At 44.1% G+C, this 17,835-nt stretch carries 15 protein-coding genes; 10 read left to right on the plus strand and 5 right to left on the minus strand.

Annotation, left to right across the window (positions count from 1 at the left end):
- Window positions 1-31: 31 nt before the first annotated feature.
- Entirely contained in the window at window positions 32-688 is a 657-nt protein-coding gene (locus ACSLBF_RS03050; RefSeq protein ID WP_440055147.1) for a Crp/Fnr family transcriptional regulator, read from the minus strand.
- 324 nt (window positions 689-1,012) lie between these two features.
- Here ACSLBF_RS03050 and ACSLBF_RS03055 point away from each other — a divergent pair, with 324 nt between their 5' ends.
- On the plus strand, window positions 1,013-1,228 hold the full coding sequence (locus tag ACSLBF_RS03055) for a YgjV family protein (RefSeq protein WP_440055148.1): 216 nt from the start codon (window positions 1,013-1,015) through the stop codon (window positions 1,226-1,228).
- Here the strand turns inward: ACSLBF_RS03055 and ACSLBF_RS03060 are convergent.
- A complete protein-coding gene (locus tag ACSLBF_RS03060; RefSeq protein WP_440055149.1) occupies window positions 1,222-2,862 on the minus strand; it encodes an amidohydrolase in 1,641 nt (546 codons plus the stop codon). The genes ACSLBF_RS03055 and ACSLBF_RS03060 overlap by 7 nt on opposite strands.
- 277 nt (window positions 2,863-3,139) lie before the next feature.
- Between ACSLBF_RS03060 and ACSLBF_RS03065 the strand changes: the two genes are divergently transcribed.
- Window positions 3,140-3,640, plus strand: coding sequence for a DUF1543 domain-containing protein (locus ACSLBF_RS03065; protein ID WP_440055150.1), 501 nt, complete (start codon window positions 3,140-3,142; stop codon window positions 3,638-3,640).
- Between the two features lies 1 nt (window position 3,641).
- Here the strand turns inward: ACSLBF_RS03065 and ACSLBF_RS03070 are convergent, their stop codons facing one another.
- Complete coding sequence (locus ACSLBF_RS03070; RefSeq protein ID WP_440055151.1) at window positions 3,642-3,851, minus strand: hypothetical protein; 210 nt, start codon at window positions 3,849-3,851, stop codon at window positions 3,642-3,644.
- 189 nt (window positions 3,852-4,040) lie between these two features.
- On the opposite strand from ACSLBF_RS03070, the gene proB reads away from it, so the two are divergent.
- The 3 genes from proB to gltX all read left to right on the plus strand — a co-directional run bounded on the left by proB (window position 4,041) and on the right by gltX (window position 7,173).
- Complete coding sequence (gene proB / locus ACSLBF_RS03075) at window positions 4,041-5,153, plus strand: glutamate 5-kinase (protein ID WP_440055152.1); 1,113 nt, start codon at window positions 4,041-4,043, stop codon at window positions 5,151-5,153.
- Window positions 5,154-5,234: 81 nt separating this feature from the next.
- Window positions 5,235-5,600, plus strand: coding sequence for a glutaredoxin family protein (locus ACSLBF_RS03080; protein WP_440055153.1), 366 nt, complete (start codon window positions 5,235-5,237; stop codon window positions 5,598-5,600).
- A gap of 85 nt (window positions 5,601-5,685) precedes the next feature.
- Entirely contained in the window at window positions 5,686-7,173 is a 1,488-nt protein-coding gene (gene gltX / locus ACSLBF_RS03085; protein ID WP_440055154.1) for a glutamate--tRNA ligase, read from the plus strand.
- Between the two features lie 34 nt (window positions 7,174-7,207).
- Here the strand turns inward: gltX and ACSLBF_RS03090 are convergent, their stop codons facing one another.
- Window positions 7,208-7,648: a MarR family winged helix-turn-helix transcriptional regulator gene (locus tag ACSLBF_RS03090; protein ID WP_440055155.1), complete on the minus strand. Its 441-nt coding sequence runs from the start codon at window positions 7,646-7,648 to the stop codon at window positions 7,208-7,210.
- Window positions 7,649-7,654: 6 nt separating this feature from the next.
- A complete protein-coding gene (locus tag ACSLBF_RS03095; RefSeq protein ID WP_440055156.1) occupies window positions 7,655-8,137 on the minus strand; it encodes a glutathione peroxidase in 483 nt (160 codons plus the stop codon).
- Window positions 8,138-8,330: 193 nt separating this feature from the next.
- Between ACSLBF_RS03095 and ACSLBF_RS03100 the strand changes: the two genes are divergently transcribed.
- The 5 genes from ACSLBF_RS03100 to ACSLBF_RS03120 all read left to right on the plus strand — a co-directional run bounded on the left by ACSLBF_RS03100 (window position 8,331) and on the right by ACSLBF_RS03120 (window position 17,643).
- Window positions 8,331-8,969, plus strand: coding sequence for a cytochrome b/b6 domain-containing protein (locus ACSLBF_RS03100; protein WP_440055157.1), 639 nt, complete (start codon window positions 8,331-8,333; stop codon window positions 8,967-8,969).
- A gap of 164 nt (window positions 8,970-9,133) precedes the next feature.
- A complete protein-coding gene (locus ACSLBF_RS03105) occupies window positions 9,134-9,832 on the plus strand; it encodes a DUF3581 family protein (RefSeq protein WP_440055158.1) in 699 nt (232 codons plus the stop codon).
- Between the two features lie 349 nt (window positions 9,833-10,181).
- Complete coding sequence (locus ACSLBF_RS03110) at window positions 10,182-11,303, plus strand: efflux RND transporter periplasmic adaptor subunit (protein ID WP_440055159.1); 1,122 nt, start codon at window positions 10,182-10,184, stop codon at window positions 11,301-11,303.
- A gap of 24 nt (window positions 11,304-11,327) precedes the next feature.
- The gene (locus ACSLBF_RS03115; protein ID WP_440055160.1) at window positions 11,328-14,588 is read left to right on the plus strand and encodes an efflux RND transporter permease subunit; all 3,261 of its coding nucleotides are present in this window, start codon (window positions 11,328-11,330) and stop codon (window positions 14,586-14,588) included.
- Window positions 14,575-17,643 (plus strand): efflux RND transporter permease subunit, encoded by a 3,069-nt coding sequence (locus ACSLBF_RS03120; RefSeq protein WP_440055161.1) that lies wholly within the window; start codon window positions 14,575-14,577, stop codon window positions 17,641-17,643. Before ACSLBF_RS03115 ends, ACSLBF_RS03120 begins: the two co-directional genes overlap by 14 nt.
- Window positions 17,644-17,835 lie beyond the last annotated feature (192 nt).

Raw genomic sequence — 17,835 nt, forward strand, 5'->3', positions numbered from 1 at the left:
TAATACTTTAACTTCGCGCACAGCTATTTGTTTATACTTGAGAAAAGCTCTCTACAAATGCTTCTAACTTTTCTAAGTCTACCGGTTTTAATCCTTCACTACTTCTTACGATGAGTCCTTTATCTACCAGTTCACTGACTACACGACGGTAGGCTCGTTCGGTGGTCGCAAAACGTTCGGCTTCTGCGCTTACGGTGTTGTAGGCTCGCAGCAAGGTTGGATTGGAATTTTCAGCTCTGAGCAAGCAATCCTTAGCAATGTTATAGCTAAGTGGCAGTAAGAGTTTGTCTAAGTTTATTTTTTGGTTCTCAGCGAACTTAGCCGCAATGGTCTGTGCGGTATATAGACTTAGTTCTGGCTGCTCTAGTAACAATTTGCGCCAGTGCTTTAACTCTATCAGATGATAGTTTACGTCACCTAAGCAGGTGACGGTGTAAATACAGGGCTGGTTATTTAACGCCTCTATTTCACCTATCAAGGTGTTATTGCAATCCAATTGGCCTAATAGTAAACGACGACCATTGCCCACATCGTAGCTGAACGAGACGGTACCGCTGGTAACCAAGATCAGTTTAGTCAGTGGCTCATCTTGGTGGATCAGCACTTCTTTTTTAGTATGTTGAAAGCTGTTACCGGCAAATTTAAGTAACTGCTCGACCAAATTGCTTGAAAAGTGATATTGAAACATCTAGATGGCTCTTCGGACAATTGTCCTATTTATTAAACTATAATGACGTTAGCATGAAATTTCAGTTTTATGCTAACTCACACCGTTTAAGTTACTGTTAAACCCCCACTTCCCGTGTTAGAACTGTTTGGTTACTAATTTTTGCTGGGGCTTGTGGGTTAGCTTTTTTATTCCACGCAGATCATCGCGCAATACCTGTTTGACTCGCTGAAATTATAACCAAAGACCATTGTATTGCTTAGGTTGTGATATTGAATCTACTACGATTAGTGCGAACCAAACAATTAAGGGTGTTATGCTATCGCAACTGAGGAGAGAGAACAAATGAGTTGGGAGTATTTGGGCTATTTAGCTTCAGTTTTTCTTGTGATCTCTTTGATGATGAGCGAAGTGCGTAAGCTGCGTTGGTTTAATCTTATCGGGTGTATTTGTTTTACCATCTATGGTGCATTCATTTCAGCTTGGCCTGTTGCGTTTACTAACGCTTTATTAGCGCTAGTAAACACCTATCATTTGATTAAGCTATATCGACATCAGTGAGCGTATTTTAATTCACCCGCAATCCACGTTTGCTCGACCTGAATGTCATCGATTTGTTGTTCATCCACCTTAAAATAGTCACGATCAATCAAAATAAAATCTGCCCACTTGCCATGTTCGAGGCTACCCAGCTTATATTCTTGAAACGCCGCGTAAGCTGCATCAATGGTAAAGGCATTTAGCGCTTGCAGACGAGTTAGCTTTTCTTGAGCTCGCCATCCTTGCTTTGGCTTGCCTTGTTGGTCTTGGCGAGTAATAGCGGCATACAGTCCATGAAATGGATTGGCCAGTTCGACGGGAAAATCTGACCCCGCAGCCACTCTGCTGCCTTGTTGTAAAAAGGTTTGCCATGCATATGCCCCTTGTAGTTGTTTCTCTGCCAAGCGCTTTTCTGCCATATGCATATCGGAGGTAGCATGTACGGGCTGCATAGATGGAATGATATCTAATTGTTTAAATCGCGGAATGTCGTCTGGGTGAACGATTTGTGCATGTTCTATGCGGTTTCTTAGTAATCGACCGCCAGCTTTTTGAAACACATTTTGGTAAGCATCTAATACTATCCGGTTTGCTCTATCTCCGATGGCATGGGTGTGCGCGCTATAGCCATGACGCACCGCTTTGGTGATCAACGCTTCTAAAGTGGCCTGGTTTTCCAGCATTAGGCCTTTGTGACCCGCTCTGTCATGGTAGTCTTCAATAAGCGCGGCTCCGCGACTGCCTAGCGCACCATCGGCATAGATCTTGATGCTGCGAACAACGAGATCATCTTGTTGGTTCTTAATCACTCCGGCTTTGAGCATGGTATCTAACTGCGGATCACTGGCGCTGAGCAAGGCATAAATTCTTAGCGGCATGGTGTTGTTTTCCATGCGTTTGCGATAAACCTGCCACGTCGTGTGGTCAATCCCCGCGTCGTGCACTGAGGTTATTCCAAGACTCAGTAAATGCTGACTGGCTTTATTGAGCGCATGATTTACTTGCTCAGGTGATTGCGCTGGAACATGACTTCGGATCAACGACTCGGCTTTATCAATAAAAATGCCGCTGGGCTTGCCGTTGGCAAGGCGAATGATTTCACCGCCTTCAGGAGACTTGTGTTTGTCTGTTATTCCTGCAAGCTGCATGGCTTTACTGTTTACCCAAATGGCATGACCATCTACGCGGGTTAGCATCACAGGTCTGTCTGCGATATATCGATCTAAATCTTTGGCTGTGGGGAATTGTCCACCTTGCCACAACGTTTGATCCCAACCGCGACCAATGATCCAGCCGGTTTTGTTATCCTTGCTGTAGGCTTTGAGCTTATCACCCACATCGGCAATAGAGCGGCTGCCTCTGACATCTAAGGTAACCAGATTATTACCCAGTCCAATCACATGTCCGTGGGCGTCGATTAAACCAGGAAGAAGTGTTTTTCCTTGACCGTCTACTTTGGTCGCTTGTGGGTATTTCGCAGCAATGGAGTCATCGCCCGTTTTCACTACTTTGCCATCTTTAATGACTAAGGTAGAAAATTCAGAGAGCTGGCGCTCTTTTGTTGGGGTGTAACCATTGACGTTATGGATCACGGTGAATTGAGCCAATGCACTGAAACTGACTGCGGTTGAAAGCGCCAAAAGTAGATATTTCATTATTTTGCCCTGTTGGGAATTTATTATCGTTTTATCAACAGCATAATTTGTAAATTGCGACATGCCAAGTAAGATGCGTTTTGCTACCATGCCGTTTTTATACCAATTCTCTTAATTAGTTGAACAATTATGAGTCGAGAAAAGCGAGTTGATAGCTTGGCAAAAATTTTGCTGTTTAGTTGTTCTAAATGAGAAATTTTTAACGCAGTTAGCAGCAGGTTCTATCTCTCAAATTGAGCAGATATTTAAGCGAATTGGTATCAGGGAGTAAAAATTTATGAAGTTATTTATTGTTTATCTAGGTGGCCGTATTCAAGGTTGTCATATTGAAATGCACGATGTTCGTTTTGTTGTCGCCAATAGCATTGAAGAGACTTACCCCAAGCTTAAACAGCAATGGGTAGGAGATAAAAATAACGTTCATATGGATAGCTACACCATCATCGAGCATGCCGATGGTTATGCGATAGAGTTAGTTGAAGAGCCCGTTATTCAAAGCCAAAAATTATTTTTTGTTAACCTTGGGGGCTATAAGCCGGGGAGTTTGGCTGAGATCCATGACTTTGATTTATTTGTGGCGAGCAGTGCCGATGAGGCCAAAGAAAGAGCCAAAGCCAAGTTATTAAATGGTTATAGCCACATTCATAAAGACGACTTACATGATGTAGACGACTGCTTTGTCGTTGACCTTATCGATCCTAAGTGGCATATCAAGCTCACCCCAAGTGGACAATCAACACCACTGACACCACTTTGGTTTGGTTATCACAAGCTTTAGCCTAATCTTCTTTGTCTGCTTTTATCGCCATTTTAATGGCGATTATCACCACCGCAAACATCGCAAATGGCAGTGCAGCCAATGAATATTCAATCAGCGCGCTGTCTTGATAACTAGGCTGCAAAATAAAGTGCCCACCAATACACATTAAAATCACCACCAGTAACAGTGGTAGCATCATCAATTCTTTGCTTTTTTTATGTTTTTTCATATTGTCACGCTGCCTTTAGTGAGTTTGAGTTTCTCATCTTGACTCAAGTTCAGAGTTGATCTGAATCACGGTATGCAATTATACCTTTTTGCAGCAAAGTTAATAATTTTTCATACGTCAGAGTCTTGCTCGAATAGGGCGGATAGGATAAAACTTCAGCATACACATCAAATATATTGCGAACTCACCGTGGAACAAAAAAGCACCGTAGTAATAAAACTAGGCACCAGCGTATTAACAGCAGGTACTAAGCGGTTAAATAAACCCAGAATGATTGAGCTGGTGCGTCAGTGCGTTGAACTAAAGCGTGCGGGTCATCAGGTTATTATTGTTTCCAGCGGTGCGGTTGCGGCAGGCAGAGATGTACTGAATACAGAAATTGGCCATTCCCTCGCAGAGAAGCAAATGCTGGCTGCTGTGGGACAAGGACAACTAATCCATTTATGGCAGTCCTTGTTTGCCATTTATGATTTGCCCGTTGCGCAGATGCTACTGACAAGAGCTGATCTTGAACATCGAGAGCGTTATCTCACCGCCAGAGATATGCTATTGCAGTTACTTTCCCATGAAGTCATTCCGATTATTAATGAGAATGACGCTGTGGCAACGACAGAAATTAAGGTCGGTGATAACGACAACTTATCTGCGTACGTGGCGATTTTAGCCAATGCCGATAAGCTGTTACTGCTTACCGATCAACATGGTTTATTTACTCAAGATCCGCGTAACAACCCAAACGCGCAACTGATTGATAAAGTTGAACGAGTGAACGACGAATTACGTGCGCTCGCTGGAGACAGCGGAACTGCATTAGGCACCGGTGGCATGTCTACTAAATTACAAGCTGCTGATATTGCTCAGCGTGCTGGGGTGGATGTGATCATAGCCAAAGGCAGCGAAGATAATATCCTGAACCGTGTTCTCTCTCACACCGCTAAAAGCACCACATTTGTTCGCTTTGAAGCGCCGATCGGGGGGCGTAAGCGCTGGTTGCTGTCTGGGCCTAAGTCTACGGGGCGGGTGGTGTGTGATGATGGCGCGATTGAAGCTATCTGTAATCGTGGTGCCAGTTTATTAGCCAAAGGCGTTATAGCGGTTGAAGGGCGCTTTCAACGGGGGGACTTGGTACAAATCGTGACGCAAGCAGGCTTAATCATAGCGCAAGGGCTGTGTAACCTAGACGATCCTGCTTTGCAGCTGGCAAAAGGTTGTCATAGTCGCGAACTTGAAGACGTGCTGGGGTATGCGTGTTCTAGTGAAATCATCCACCGCGATAATCTGGTTATTTTAGCGAGCGTGTAAACCAAAAAGTAACCAAATTAGTTGGTGGTTGTGGTAGAATCACCAACTAATTTTGACAATCGCTTTGGAGTGAAACTAACAATGAAATTGGTTAGATGGATACTGGGTCGACTTATTTTAATTCTGGATTTTATTTTTACCCCTCGCAGTAAAAAGCGTGCGCCTGAGCAGCAGGCTGCGTTAGATGCCGCAACCAGCAGTTTAAAGCTTTATCAATTCAAAGCGTGTCCTTTTTGCGTCAAAGTACGTCGTGCGGCAAAACGTGAAGGCATCAAGTTAGCAACACGAGATGCCAAAGGTGATGAGCAGTATCGCCAAGAATTACTAGAACAAGGCGGCAAAATTAAAGTGCCTTGTTTGCGCATTGAACAACAAGATAAAGTAACGTGGATGTATGAGTCGAACGACATCATCGCTTATCTTAAAGAGCTAGAGCAAGCGGCTTAATTTAACTACTCAGGCTTTGCGCCACAAGGGGGCTATGCTAGCATTAGCCCCATCATTTTTTGAACCCATTTTTAAGAGAATTTAGATGACTATTCGTACTCGCGTAGCGCCATCTCCAACGGGTGATCCGCACCTTGGCACCGCTTATATCGCATTATTTAACTATTGCTTTGCTAAACAGCAAGGCGGTGAGTTTGTGTTACGTATCGAAGATACCGATCAGGTTCGCAGCACGCCTGAATCAGAACAAGCTATTATGGACAGCCTACGTTGGTTGGGTCTAGATTGGGATCACGGCCCAGATGTGGGTGGTGAGTTTGGTCCTTATCGTCAGTCTGAACGCTCAGAGTTGTACAAAAAATACGCCCACCAATTGGTTGAGCAGGGTAAAGCGTTTTACTGCTTTGCAACCGCTGAAGAACTTGATCAAATGCGTGAAGAGCAAATGGCCGAAGGCTTACGTCCTAAGTATGATGGTCGCGGTCTACGTTTAAGCGAAGAAGAAGTAAAAGCCAATCTGGAAGCGGGCAAACCGTATGTTATCCGCATGAAAATCCCAGAAGAAGGCACGTTTAAATTCAACGATTATCTACGTGGTGAAATTGAGATCCCGTGGGAAAACGTAGACATGCAAGTGTTACTTAAAGCTGATGGATTCCCAACCTACTTTTTGGCCAACGTTGTAGACGATCACCACATGGAGATCAGTCATATTTTCCGTGGTGAAGAATGGATCAACTCTGCGCCTAAGTTACTTAAGCTTTACGAAGACTTTGGCTGGCAAGCGCCGGTATTAGGCCACTTGCCGTTGCTTCGTAACCCAGATAAATCTAAGTTATCAAAGCGTAAGAACCCAACTTCTATCAATTACTACAAAGAAATGGGCTTTTTACCAGAAGCGCTACTTAACTACCTTGGTCGCATGGGTTGGTCAATGCCTGACGAGCGTGAAAAGTTCACGCTTGCAGAGATGATCGAACATTTCGATATGAAGCGCGTATCACTGGGCGGTCCTATTTTTGATATCGACAAATTAAACTGGTTAAACGGCCTTTGGATCCGCGAAAACTTGTCTGATGAAGAGTTGATCCAACGCTTTGTAAACTGGAAATTCAACGGTGAGTTACTAGCTCGCGTATTGCCAGAAGCTAAAGCACGTATCAACACGCTGTCAGATTTAGTGGATTTGGCAGGTCACTTTGTTGCTGGCCTACCAGAGTACGATCCGGCATTACTTACAGCGGGCAAAGCGGATGAAGAAGTCGTACGTCAAGCACTACAAATCTTTATCTGGGAACTAGAAAAGCTCCGTCATTGGAACAAGTCTGAAATTTTCAGCATCGCCAAAGCAGTAGCAACGCACCATGAATTGAAAATCAAAGAGTTCTTAGAGCCTATCTTTGTTGCAATTACAGGTAAAACGTCGTCAACATCCGTGGTTGATGCGATGGAAGTGCTAGGTTCTGATCTATCTCGTGCTCGTTTACGCGTGGCGCTAAATCATTTAGGTGTGTCTAAGAAACAAGCTAAAAAGCTAGAAAAAGCCTATCGTGATTATCCGTCAATCGGCTAATTACAGAACGTTGCAGACACAAAAAAGCCGCTGCTTAGCGGCTTTTTTGTGTCTGCAAAAACTGTTCAAGTAAAGATTTAAGTTCACTGACTTGCTCTAGTGACATCCCCGAGCTTTGTAACATTTGCGCCGGAATGCAGGCGCAATGTGCTTCAAGCGCCCGTCCTTTTTCGGTCAAGAAAATAAACATTTGCCTTTCATCGTCAGGGTTTCGTTTGCGTATCACAATTTCTCTTTGCTCTAAGCGTTTTAGCAGTGGTGTGAGGGTATTGCTGTTTAATTCTGCTTGAGCACCGATCTCTTTTACTAGCAGGCCATCTTGCTGCCACAAAATCAACAACACAATGTACTGTGGATAGGTCAAATCCAATTGCTTTAGCAGCGGCTGATAAAGCTTAGTGACTTGCCGAGATGCCGCATAAAGCTTAAAGCAAAGCTGGTTTTCTAAATCAAGTTGAGGATGTTTCTCACTCATATTAGCTTAAGCCTGCAATGCTTTTTCGATATGTTTGGCGATTTTTTCTGGCTTGGTGATTGGCGCAAAACGTTTGATAGGTTGACCATCTTTACCAATTAAAAACTTATTAAAGTTCCATTTTATTTTACTGCCTAACAGGCCTGGCAGAGCAGACTTTAAATATTTGAATAACGGATGCGCGCTGTCACCGTTCACGTCGACCTTTTCCATCATGGTGAAATCGACGCCATAGTTGATTAAGCAACCTTGCTCGATTTGCTTTGCATCACCGGGCTCTTGTTCGCCAAACTGATTACAAGGAAAACCTAAAATTACCAATCCTTGCTCGGCATATTTTTCGTGGAGTGCTTGCAGACCTTCATATTGTGGAGTCAAGCCGCATTTACTGGCGGTGTTAACCACTAAAACGACTTTGCCTTGCAGCGACTGAAAATCAAATGGCTTGTTTTGTAACGTGGTGGCTGAAAATTCGTATAGTGTTGGCATGTGGTATCTCTCAAGATTTAATCGTGTGCGATTTATTTTGGTATGATATGAGTTGCTGAGCAAAAGATCAACTAGCAGTAACCTTGATAGATCTCACATGTCCTTGGTTTGGTCGTGAAGATCTGTTATCCCATTGGCCTTCAAGGCATAATTAACCTAATCACACGAGTGAAATTATGGAGTACTAAAGCAGATGACTAAAGTTTGGGATGGATTTATTCGAGGGTTTCATTGGTTACTCGTGGCTTCTTTAATCACTTTATATATTAGTGGCGAAGAAGGCATGATGGAACTGCACTTTGTTACGGGCTATGTGCTATTGGCACTGATGGCAACTCGAATTATTTGGGGTTTTATTGGTAGTGATACCGCTAAGCTGAGAGCATTATTCCATAAGCCCAAGGCAATACTACAAGCTATTCACTCGAAGCAAGATCATGTTGGGCATAACGCAGCCGGTAGTTTAATGGTGTTGCTATTCTTTGTATTGATCTTGGTACAGCTCGTGTCAGGGTTAATGACCACCGATGATATTTTGGTTGAAGGCCCACTGTATCAATATGTATCTGGTGACATGTCTGAGCTTGCAGGCAGTATACATCACTTGGTGATTGACCTATTGATCATCGCAATTGTGGTACACATAGCTGCTATCGTGGTGTATCGAATAAAAGGCAAGAACTTAGTTAAAACGCTGCTCACTGGCAAAAATGAAAAACCATTGCCAGCACCTAAGATGAAAGCTGGCTGGGTTGCTTACGTAATCTTTTTAACTTTGGCGGCACTGATATTAACTACGCTAGGCGCTGAGCCGTTAGCGAGTTTACTGTAAGGCGATAGCCAACGTTAAGTCAGATCTAGAGGTATAGCTCTATGGTTGAAAATGGTTTACAGTGCAAGGCCACAAAGAATAATAAACAGATATGACCTCTGTGGCAGCGATTTCCTGATATTATACGTCGGTTTTGTCGCAGAAGTTATTGAGAAAAGTACGTTATGTTAGAGCCGTATTACCAACAACAAGAAAATATTATCACTATCACTCGCGAGCAGGGGAGTGCATTTGCTAAACAAGTCGCCGATGACTTCAACCCGCTACACGACGTTGATGCAAAGAAATTTTGTGTACCGGGCGATTTACTTTTTTCCTTGGTCTTAGACCATTATGGCTTAAGCGAAAATATGGAATTTAGCTTCGTTGGTATGGTCGATGAAACCAGCGAATTGGTGTTCCCAGCCGAGGCCGAACAGTTTGAAGTCACCTCAAAAGAAAAGGTGATGTTGTCTGTATCTCGCTCAGGTAGTAATAGTAAATGTTCCACGCTGATTGATAGTCTAACTCGAAACTACGTTGAGTTTTCTGGCACCACTTTCCCACATATCATCATTCCGATTATGGGAGAGCAACAGGTGATGATTAACCCGGCACGACCTATGGTTATCTATGAATCTATGGCTATCCACATGGATAACTTAGATGTCAAAGAGGTAACCTTGGAAGCGGGTCAACATGAATTTAGCTATGACGGCAAGCGCGGCAAAATAAACTTACGTTTTAATTTGCTCTCGGAAGGCCAAAAAGTGGGATACGGCGAAAAGCATATGTTGGTATCTGGAATTAGAGAATATTGCCAAGAAACCGTTGATGATTTAATCGATTATTACAACAACCGCAAATCTACTTTAAAAGCATAATTTTGATTTAGAAAGCGAGCATTAGCTCGCTTTTTTAGTTCCAATAAACAACAGATCGTATCCTTCCTCAGGCTGACATCATTAACCTCTAACTCGGACAATTGTTGCAATTTATTTCAGAACCGTCACGGTTTAAACACTTTGATACCAAATATAAATTGAATCAGAAACGACGAAGTAATACCTTTTCTTCAAGCTCAAATTTTGATTCTTCATTTTTAACATCAAGGCGTTATAAACGGGTAAAAGCATAATAAAAAAGACCTGTTTTTATCAACTATTCCTAGCTATTAGTCTTGGTTTTTAATAAGTATCACAATTGTTTTTATCAAGAATAAATAAAAGGAAGATGTCGTTGCTAACCTCATTTAAAAAATCGCTTGTAGTTTTAGGTATATTCAGTCTTGCCGCTTGTTCAGGACAAGATGATCCATCTCACAAAGACCAGCAAGCCGCCAAAAAAGAAGAAAAGCAAGAATTTGCGATCCCAGTCGAAGTGACATTTTCCAAAGTTGGCGATGTTGCCAAGTTTTACCAAACCACCGCTATTTTGGAAGCAGAGCAAGAGAGTAAAGTGGTCAATAAGGTCACTGGAATGCTTGAATCTGTGCATGCCCAAGAAGGCCAACGTGTAAAGGCTGGAGATTTACTAGCTCAGATTGACCCGCGAAATTACCAGCTAGACTTTGAGCGTGCAAAAATCGATTACGAATCAGCACTGTCTGAGTATAAACGTAGCCAGCCCGTCAATGGCAAGCAGCTTATCTCTGCAAAAGATCTTGATAAACTGCGCTTTAGAGTACAAACCACTGAAAACCAGCTAGAAGTCGCTCGAATTAAATTACGCGACAGCAAAGTAGTCTCTCCAATCGATGGTGTCATCGCCAAGCGCTCAGTAAAAGCACACAATATGCTGAGTAATATGGGTAATGAAATGTTCCATGTAGTGTCGTTGGACTCTTTGATTGGGGTCGTTCACCTTCCAGAATCTGAGCTTAGCAAAGTAAAGCTTGGACAAGTCGCAAAATTGAGCTTTCCCGCCGAGCCTAACCTTGATTTAGAAGCCACTGTATTACGCATTGCGCCATTAGTAGACAGCAAGCTAGGTACATTTAAAGTAACTCTGTCGATTGATAATCAACAAGGCACGCTTAAACCCGGTATGTTCGCTCGCGTTGCGTTGTTACTCGATAGCAAGCAGGCCGTAACTTTGGTGCCAGAAAACGCACTTATTAAAAAAGATGGTAAAGCTAGTTTGTTTGTTGCTAAGGATAATCGAGCTAAAAAGTTGCAGGTTGAAACCGGTTACGCGCAAGACGGCTGGGTTGAAATCATCACTCCAACAGACATTGAAGATGGCGTGATCACGGTAGGTCAACATGGTTTGAAAGATAATGCATTGTTGAACGTGCTTAATGATGAACAAAACGCCATCGTGAAAAAAACCGACGATAAATCACAACAGCTTTAATCAAGTCAGAAGTAAGGACGATTTATGAATATAGCTAGGCTTGCTGTAAAGCGCCCTGTGACCATCACGATGTTGGTGTTGGCGGTGATGCTGTTTGGTATGGTGGGATTCTCACGCTTGGTGGTATCTTTATTACCTGACTTGAGTTATCCAACGCTTACGGTCAGAACCGAAAACCCCGGAGCGGCACCTGCGGAAATAGAGCAACTGATCTCTAAACCGATTGAAGAAGCTGTCGGTGTGGTCAAAGGGATCCGTAAACTTCATTCTATTTCAAAGCCCGGGCAGTCGGATCTAATTATCGAGTTCCAATGGGGAACTGATATGGACTTGGCTATTATGGAGTTGCGTGAAAAACTCGACATGGTGATGTTGCCGGTCGAGCTTAGAAAGCCAGTGATCTTGCGGTTTAACCCGTCGTTAGATCCCATCATTCGCTTAAGTGTGTCCGGTGACGTGCAGTCATATACGCAGTTACGGTCACTAAGAACTTACGCAGAAGAAGAATTGAAACGTGCCTTAGAGCCCATTGATGGCGTTGCGGCAGTGCAGTTAAGCGGTGGTCTAGAGCAACAAATTCAAGTGCTTATCGATCAGCAGCAGGCGATGTTACGGGGTGTCACAGCAGAAGCCATAACCAACCGGATAAAGAATGAAAACATCAATGTTTCTGCGGGTCGCGTTTTTGACGGTCAGCAAGAGTTTTTAGTTCGCACCTTAAATCAGTTCACTCAGATTGAAGAGATTGGCGACGTCATTATTAAACAAGACCTTGGGCAAACCGTTTATCTGCGTGACATTGCGACCGTCGTTGACGGAGTGAAAGAACGTCAAGATATCACCCGAGTGAATGGCAACGAAGCCATTGAGCTGGCACTGTACAAAGAAGGGGATGCGAATACGGTTGCGGTCGCCAAAAAAGTACAGGCTAAAATCAAGCAAATTCAGCAACAGTTACCAGAAAACGCAGAGCTAAAAATACTCTCAAACCAAGCCGAGTTTATCGAAAAAGCCATCGACGAGGTAAAGCAAACTGCGATTATTGGTGGTGTACTGGCGATTGTGGTGTTGTATCTGTTTTTAGGTAAGTTTAAGCCGACGATTATTATCGCACTGGCGATACCCACTTCCATCATTGCGACCTTTAACCTGATGTTTGCCAATGACATTAGTCTAAATATTATGTCACTTGGTGGTATCGCGTTGGCTGTAGGTTTGCTGGTGGATAATGCCATTGTGGTACTGGAAAACATCTACCGTAAAAAAGAACAAGGAGAAGCGGTCGAGCAAGCCGCTATTGATGGAACCCAAGAGGTTTCAGGTGCGGTAACGGCATCAACGCTAACCACCCTTGCGGTGTTTGCACCGTTGGCGTTTGTTACCGGATTTGCGGGGGAAATTTTTAGCGACCAAGCACTCACCGTAACGTTTGCTTTGTTGGCATCATTGTTGGTTGCGCTGAGCTTTATCCCCATGTTGGCGTCACGTCAGTTTTCTATTACACAAAACAGCGATGAAAGCGTATCAGAGCAGATTAAAACGCAGCCTAAATCGGGGTTTAAAAAGTGGCTGAGCTTTGCACTGCTACCATTTAAATTTATCGTGATTTCCATACCGTGCTTTTTGGGGCGCTGGGTGTTGCGAATAGCCATGCTAGTGTCATCGTTGGTTGGGTGGTGTATCAGTAAAATTACCTATCCAGCTTATATTGCTTTTAATGGCGTATACCAGCTGTTTGCCCGTGGTTATGAAAAGCTACTGAAAGCGGCAATGAAGCAGCGCGCTTTAGTGGTTATCAGCTGTTTGCTTTTTGCGTTAGTCGGGATCAGCTTAGTGCCAAGAATTGGCATGGAACTGATGCCGGAAGTGGCGCAAACTGAGCTAACCCTTGAGATTACCCTGAGACAAGGCACGCCTATTGAGCAAACTGATCAACAGTTAAATACACTGGCACAGTCGGTCGTTGATATGCCGGGAGTGGTACATACCTACAGCATGTCAGGCACAGGTAGCTTAATGATGAGTAGTGCGACACGAGGTGGTTCTCATTGGGGACAATTGGTTGTCAAAACCAATACATCATCACAGCTAGCAGCAGTTCAGGAAAAACTGCGCGCGCAGTTGGCAGGAATGGCACAGGTCAACGCCGAATTTACCCAAAGCCGATTGTTTGAGCAACAGCGCCCATTGGTGGTGGTGATGAGTGGCTATCAATTAGATGAACTCAAACGCTATGCGGACAAACTCGTTGCGCAGCTACAGCAGCAACAACGCTTTACTGATGTGACGACTTCATTGCGTGCCGGACAACCGGAATTAAAAATTGAGTTTGATCACCAACGGTTAAGCAGTCTAGGCCTTACCGCATCAGGGATCACCGATATTTTAGCCACAAAAATTGGTGGCGATGTTGCCAGTAAATACAATATGGATGACCGCCAAGTCGATATCTTAGTACAAGTTGATCGCGATGCGCGAAACTCGGTCAATGCAATCCGCGATATGCTTATTCATGGTCAAGATGGTCAAAGCGTGCCGCTATCATCGGTGGCTAAGGTGACAGAATCTATCGGCCCCAACGAGATTAATCGCTTGGACCAAGCGCGAGTTGCGATAATTACCGCTTCTGTTCAACAAGGGGATTTAGCCACCGCAGCGCAAACGGTGCGTAGTAATCTAGCCAGTCTTGGCTTACCTAACCACATTTACAGTCAAGTGATAGGCCAAAATCAACAAATGGAAGAAGCGTATTCTTCGTTAACGATGGCATTATTGCTGGCGGTATTTTTGGTGTACTTGGTGATGGCGTCTCAGTTTGAATCACTATTGAATCCATTCATCATTTTATTCAGTGTGCCTTTGGCGGTGCTGGGTTCCGTTTTTGGTTTGTTTATTACTGGCACCAGTTTGAGTGTTATCGCCTTTATTGGCCTGATCATGTTAAGTGGTATTGTGGTCAACAACGCGATTGTATTGATTGATCGTATTAATCAACTGCGAGCGCAGGGAACCATGATGGCGGACGCCATTTTAGAAGCGGCTAACTCCCGTTTACGTCCCATTATCATGACGACCATGACGACGGTGTTGGGGTTACTGCCAATGGCGCTGGCAACTGGTGAAGGGGCGGAACTAAGAGCGCCGCTTGCCATTACGGTAATGAGTGGTTTGCTGATTGCAACCTTGCTCACTTTGGTGGTTATTCCAGTCCTTTATAGCTTGTTTAACCGAGATAAGGTGGCGTCGACCGTTAACCTAGAAAAGGCCAGCTATGAAGCAAACTAAACCAATTAAAAGCTTAGCAGCACTGGCCTTACAGCGGCCAGTGACTTGCTTTATGTTGATGATCTCCATGATAGTGGCAGGACTTGTTAGCAGTAAACTATTACCTTTAGATAGCTGGCCTGCGGTCAATGCGCCACAGGTTTTTGTCAGAGCTTCGTATCCGGGTTCAACACCTCAGGAAATTGAACGTTTGATCACTAAGCCGTTAGAAGAAGCCTTTTCTACTATGGCTGGAGTAAACAGCATAAATTCACAAGCCTCAGCTGATTGGACCTCGTTGCGATTGAGAATGGACTTTTCCAGTGACTTAAACAGCGCCATTTTAGAAGCGCGTGAAAAGGTCGATATGGTGCGACACTTGTTACCAGAAGATTTACAACGTGTCGATGTGCTGAAGTTCTCAACGCAGGACATTCCTGTTGTTGAGCTGACGTTACTCAGCGAAAAGTCGCTGACTCACGATTACGAGTTACTAGAAAAAAACCTAAAAATGCCACTTGAGCGGATTAAAGGAGTCGGCCGAGTCGAACTGTATTTACGCCAACCTCGCGTGTGGATCCAGCTTGATGCGGACAAATTGGCTATGCATCGCGTTGACGTGCAAACGGTGACCAATGTATTGAACCAAGCCAACTTCTTAAAATCGGTGGGAGAGGTGCAAGCGGGTGAGCATCGCTACGCGGTTACGCCACAAGGGCAATATCGCAATATTGAAGATATTCGTGCGCAAAGGATCAATGAGCGAGTGCGCTTAGCAGATATTGCCAGCGTAGAATATGCCCTGAGCGAGCGCCAGTGGCAACGCCGAGTAAATGGGCAACCAGCTGTTGGTTTGGATGTATTTAGAGAATCCGACGCAAATGTCGTTGAAGTCTCTCAGCGAATACGTCAAGTGCTCGATGAAGCGTCCCATAAGCCACAGTTGGCGCATATTGATATTCAATATGACCGTGATGATGGCAAAAGTGTTGAGGTTTCGATAGCGTCATTACTTCAGGCTGGCGCCATCGGTGCAGTTTTATCATTCTTGGTGTTGTGGTTTTTCTTACGAAACCTCAAGCTAACGAGCGTGGTAGTGTTAGCGGTTCCTGTTTCTTTGAGTATTTCATTGGCTGTGATTTATTTTATGGGCTTTAGCCTAAATATGCTGACGCTAATAGGTTTGATCATTGCCATTGGGTTGCTGATTGATAACTCGGTTGTGGTGTGTGAGAGCATTTTGCAGCAACGCGCCGAGGGCGACTCTGGCAAAACTGCGGTGATAACTGGAGTCGATAAAGTCAGTACCGCGATTTTGAGTGCGACTTTGACGACGGTGATTATATTTTTACCGCTGCAAATGGGTGAAAGTAATTTTATGACCGTGATGCTAGAGCAAATTGCGGTATCCATTTGTGTGCCCTTGTTGGTCTCGCTGCTCGTTGCCAAAACGCTTATTCCGCTTTGTATGTATAAGGTGTTACCAGATAACGCGGGTATCAATGAATCGGGTTCCGATCGAGTACAGCAGAAATACCGCTCGTTTTTAACTTGGGGATTGGATCACCCAAAACGCCTCGGAGTATTCTTTTTAGTCATGTTCGCCAGTGTCATGATGGCGAAAGGCATGGTTGACAAAAACGCCAGTGATGCAGAATCGCAAAAGCGTTTACAGATTTACTATGAGTTTAAAGGAGAGCCGGATCTCGACAAAAAACTCGACTACCTTAAGCAGGTAGAATCTTATTTACTAACCCATAAAGCACAGTTGGGTATTTATAAGTTGTACTCTGGTGTTTATTCTCGCGGTGCGTGGAGCAGTATTCGTTTTGAAACCGAGTTGCCCAAAAGTATCGAAGCCATCAAAAAAGATATTCGGGATAACTTTCCTATTTCAGCCTACGCTAAAGCGTCCTTACAGCGCGCGGCAGGTTCTCGATCAGCGGTAAAGGTTTATCTATTTGGTCGTTCAACCGCCAAGTTAAATGACATAGCCGAACAGCTTATTCCACAATTGGAAGCACACCCTCACTTTTCAGATGTGAGAAATAGTTCTGAGGGGGATGTGTATGAGATACGTCTGGTAGTAAATCGACAGCGAGCCATGCAGCTGGGCGTTTCGACCCAAGAAATCGCCAGCAAAATTGGCAATGCGGTTAGAGGCATTAAACTCAAAACCCTAAGAACACTGGATAAGGGCGAAGTCGAAATACTGGCTGGTTACTTTAAGCAAGGCGCGATTGCCATGGAAGACTTTAAACGCTTGCCGGTGATGGAGTCTAATGGCGCAGTGTTAACGCTACAGCAGCTGGTGGAAATAGAAACTCGTCCTGCTCCAAGGTCAATCTCTCGGGTAGATAGACAAACGCAGATCGCCATTGAAATGAACTTAGACGATGTCAGTCACAAAGAAGCGGCAAAGTCTTTAACCGAAATGATGAACGCGATGACATTACCTCGCGGTTACGCTTGGGGATTAGGTCCAAAGTTTGCAGAGCAAGACGAATCGCTCAAAGAAATGGCGTTTAACATGATCATTGCGTTCTGTTTGATCTTTATGATTATGGCGGCTTTGTTTGAGTCTTTGCTCATGCCTATCGCCATTTTGAGTTCAATCGGTTTAGGCTTTATCGGGGTGTACTGGACCTTTGCTATTTTAGGGTTAGGGTTAGGCGAAACCGGGATGTTGGGCATGTTGGTGTTAATGGGGATTGTAGTTAATAACGGTATCGTGTTGATTGACCAAATCAATCGCTTTAATGCCTCAGCTGAGCAGCTAAAAATAGCCATTGTAAAGGCGTGCTCAACTCGATTACGACCCATTTTGATGACAGTGGCAACCACCGTGATTGGCATGCTACCGGTACTATTCGAAAGTGGCTCGGCGGACTCTGGTGTGCTTGATTATAAGCCGATGGCCATTGCCATAATCGGCGGTTTGGTATTTTCAACCATCACCAGCTTAGTATTTGTGCCGTATTGTTATTACTTGCTTTATCGCTTAGGGCGAGGCAGCAGCAACAAAATAGCTAACGCCAGAGCCTATGCACAACAAAAACTGGCCAAGCTAAACTAGGGCCTATTTCTGCAAGCAATAAAACGGCGCAGTGCCACTGTGCCGTTGCTTGTTCCCCATTGTACAAATCGGGTAGAAGAAACTCCTTCCTATTGTTGACGAAAATTTAGCTTAAAATGCGACAGCTATCCGCAACTATTGATTGTTTATCAGGCCAAGATCAGCGAAAATACCAAGTTATTGACGATTAAC

This window comes from Pseudoalteromonas sp. T1lg65 (assembly GCF_051930985.1).
Classification (GTDB): domain Bacteria; phylum Pseudomonadota; class Gammaproteobacteria; order Enterobacterales; family Alteromonadaceae; genus Pseudoalteromonas.

What these genes read in the sequence shown, in the direction of transcription:
- ACSLBF_RS03050 (WP_440055147.1), bottom strand. Translation starts at nt 688, where the DNA reads ATGTTTCAATATCACTTTTCAAGCAATTTGGTCGAGCAGTTACTTAAA.
- ACSLBF_RS03055 (WP_440055148.1), top strand. Translation starts at nt 1,013, where the DNA reads ATGAGTTGGGAGTATTTGGGCTATTTAGCTTCAGTTTTTCTTGTGATC.
- ACSLBF_RS03060 (WP_440055149.1), bottom strand. Translation starts at nt 2,862, where the DNA reads ATGAAATATCTACTTTTGGCGCTTTCAACCGCAGTCAGTTTCAGTGCA.
- ACSLBF_RS03065 (WP_440055150.1), top strand. Translation starts at nt 3,140, where the DNA reads ATGAAGTTATTTATTGTTTATCTAGGTGGCCGTATTCAAGGTTGTCAT.
- ACSLBF_RS03070 (WP_440055151.1), bottom strand. Translation starts at nt 3,851, where the DNA reads ATGAAAAAACATAAAAAAAGCAAAGAATTGATGATGCTACCACTGTTA.
- ACSLBF_RS03080 (WP_440055153.1), top strand. Translation starts at nt 5,235, where the DNA reads ATGAAATTGGTTAGATGGATACTGGGTCGACTTATTTTAATTCTGGAT.
- gltX (WP_440055154.1), top strand. Translation starts at nt 5,686, where the DNA reads ATGACTATTCGTACTCGCGTAGCGCCATCTCCAACGGGTGATCCGCAC.
- ACSLBF_RS03090 (WP_440055155.1), bottom strand. Translation starts at nt 7,648, where the DNA reads ATGAGTGAGAAACATCCTCAACTTGATTTAGAAAACCAGCTTTGCTTT.
- ACSLBF_RS03095 (WP_440055156.1), bottom strand. Translation starts at nt 8,137, where the DNA reads ATGCCAACACTATACGAATTTTCAGCCACCACGTTACAAAACAAGCCA.
- ACSLBF_RS03100 (WP_440055157.1), top strand. Translation starts at nt 8,331, where the DNA reads ATGACTAAAGTTTGGGATGGATTTATTCGAGGGTTTCATTGGTTACTC.
- ACSLBF_RS03105 (WP_440055158.1), top strand. Translation starts at nt 9,134, where the DNA reads ATGTTAGAGCCGTATTACCAACAACAAGAAAATATTATCACTATCACT.
- ACSLBF_RS03110 (WP_440055159.1), top strand. Translation starts at nt 10,182, where the DNA reads ATGTCGTTGCTAACCTCATTTAAAAAATCGCTTGTAGTTTTAGGTATA.
- ACSLBF_RS03115 (WP_440055160.1), top strand. Translation starts at nt 11,328, where the DNA reads ATGAATATAGCTAGGCTTGCTGTAAAGCGCCCTGTGACCATCACGATG.
- ACSLBF_RS03120 (WP_440055161.1), top strand. Translation starts at nt 14,575, where the DNA reads ATGAAGCAAACTAAACCAATTAAAAGCTTAGCAGCACTGGCCTTACAG.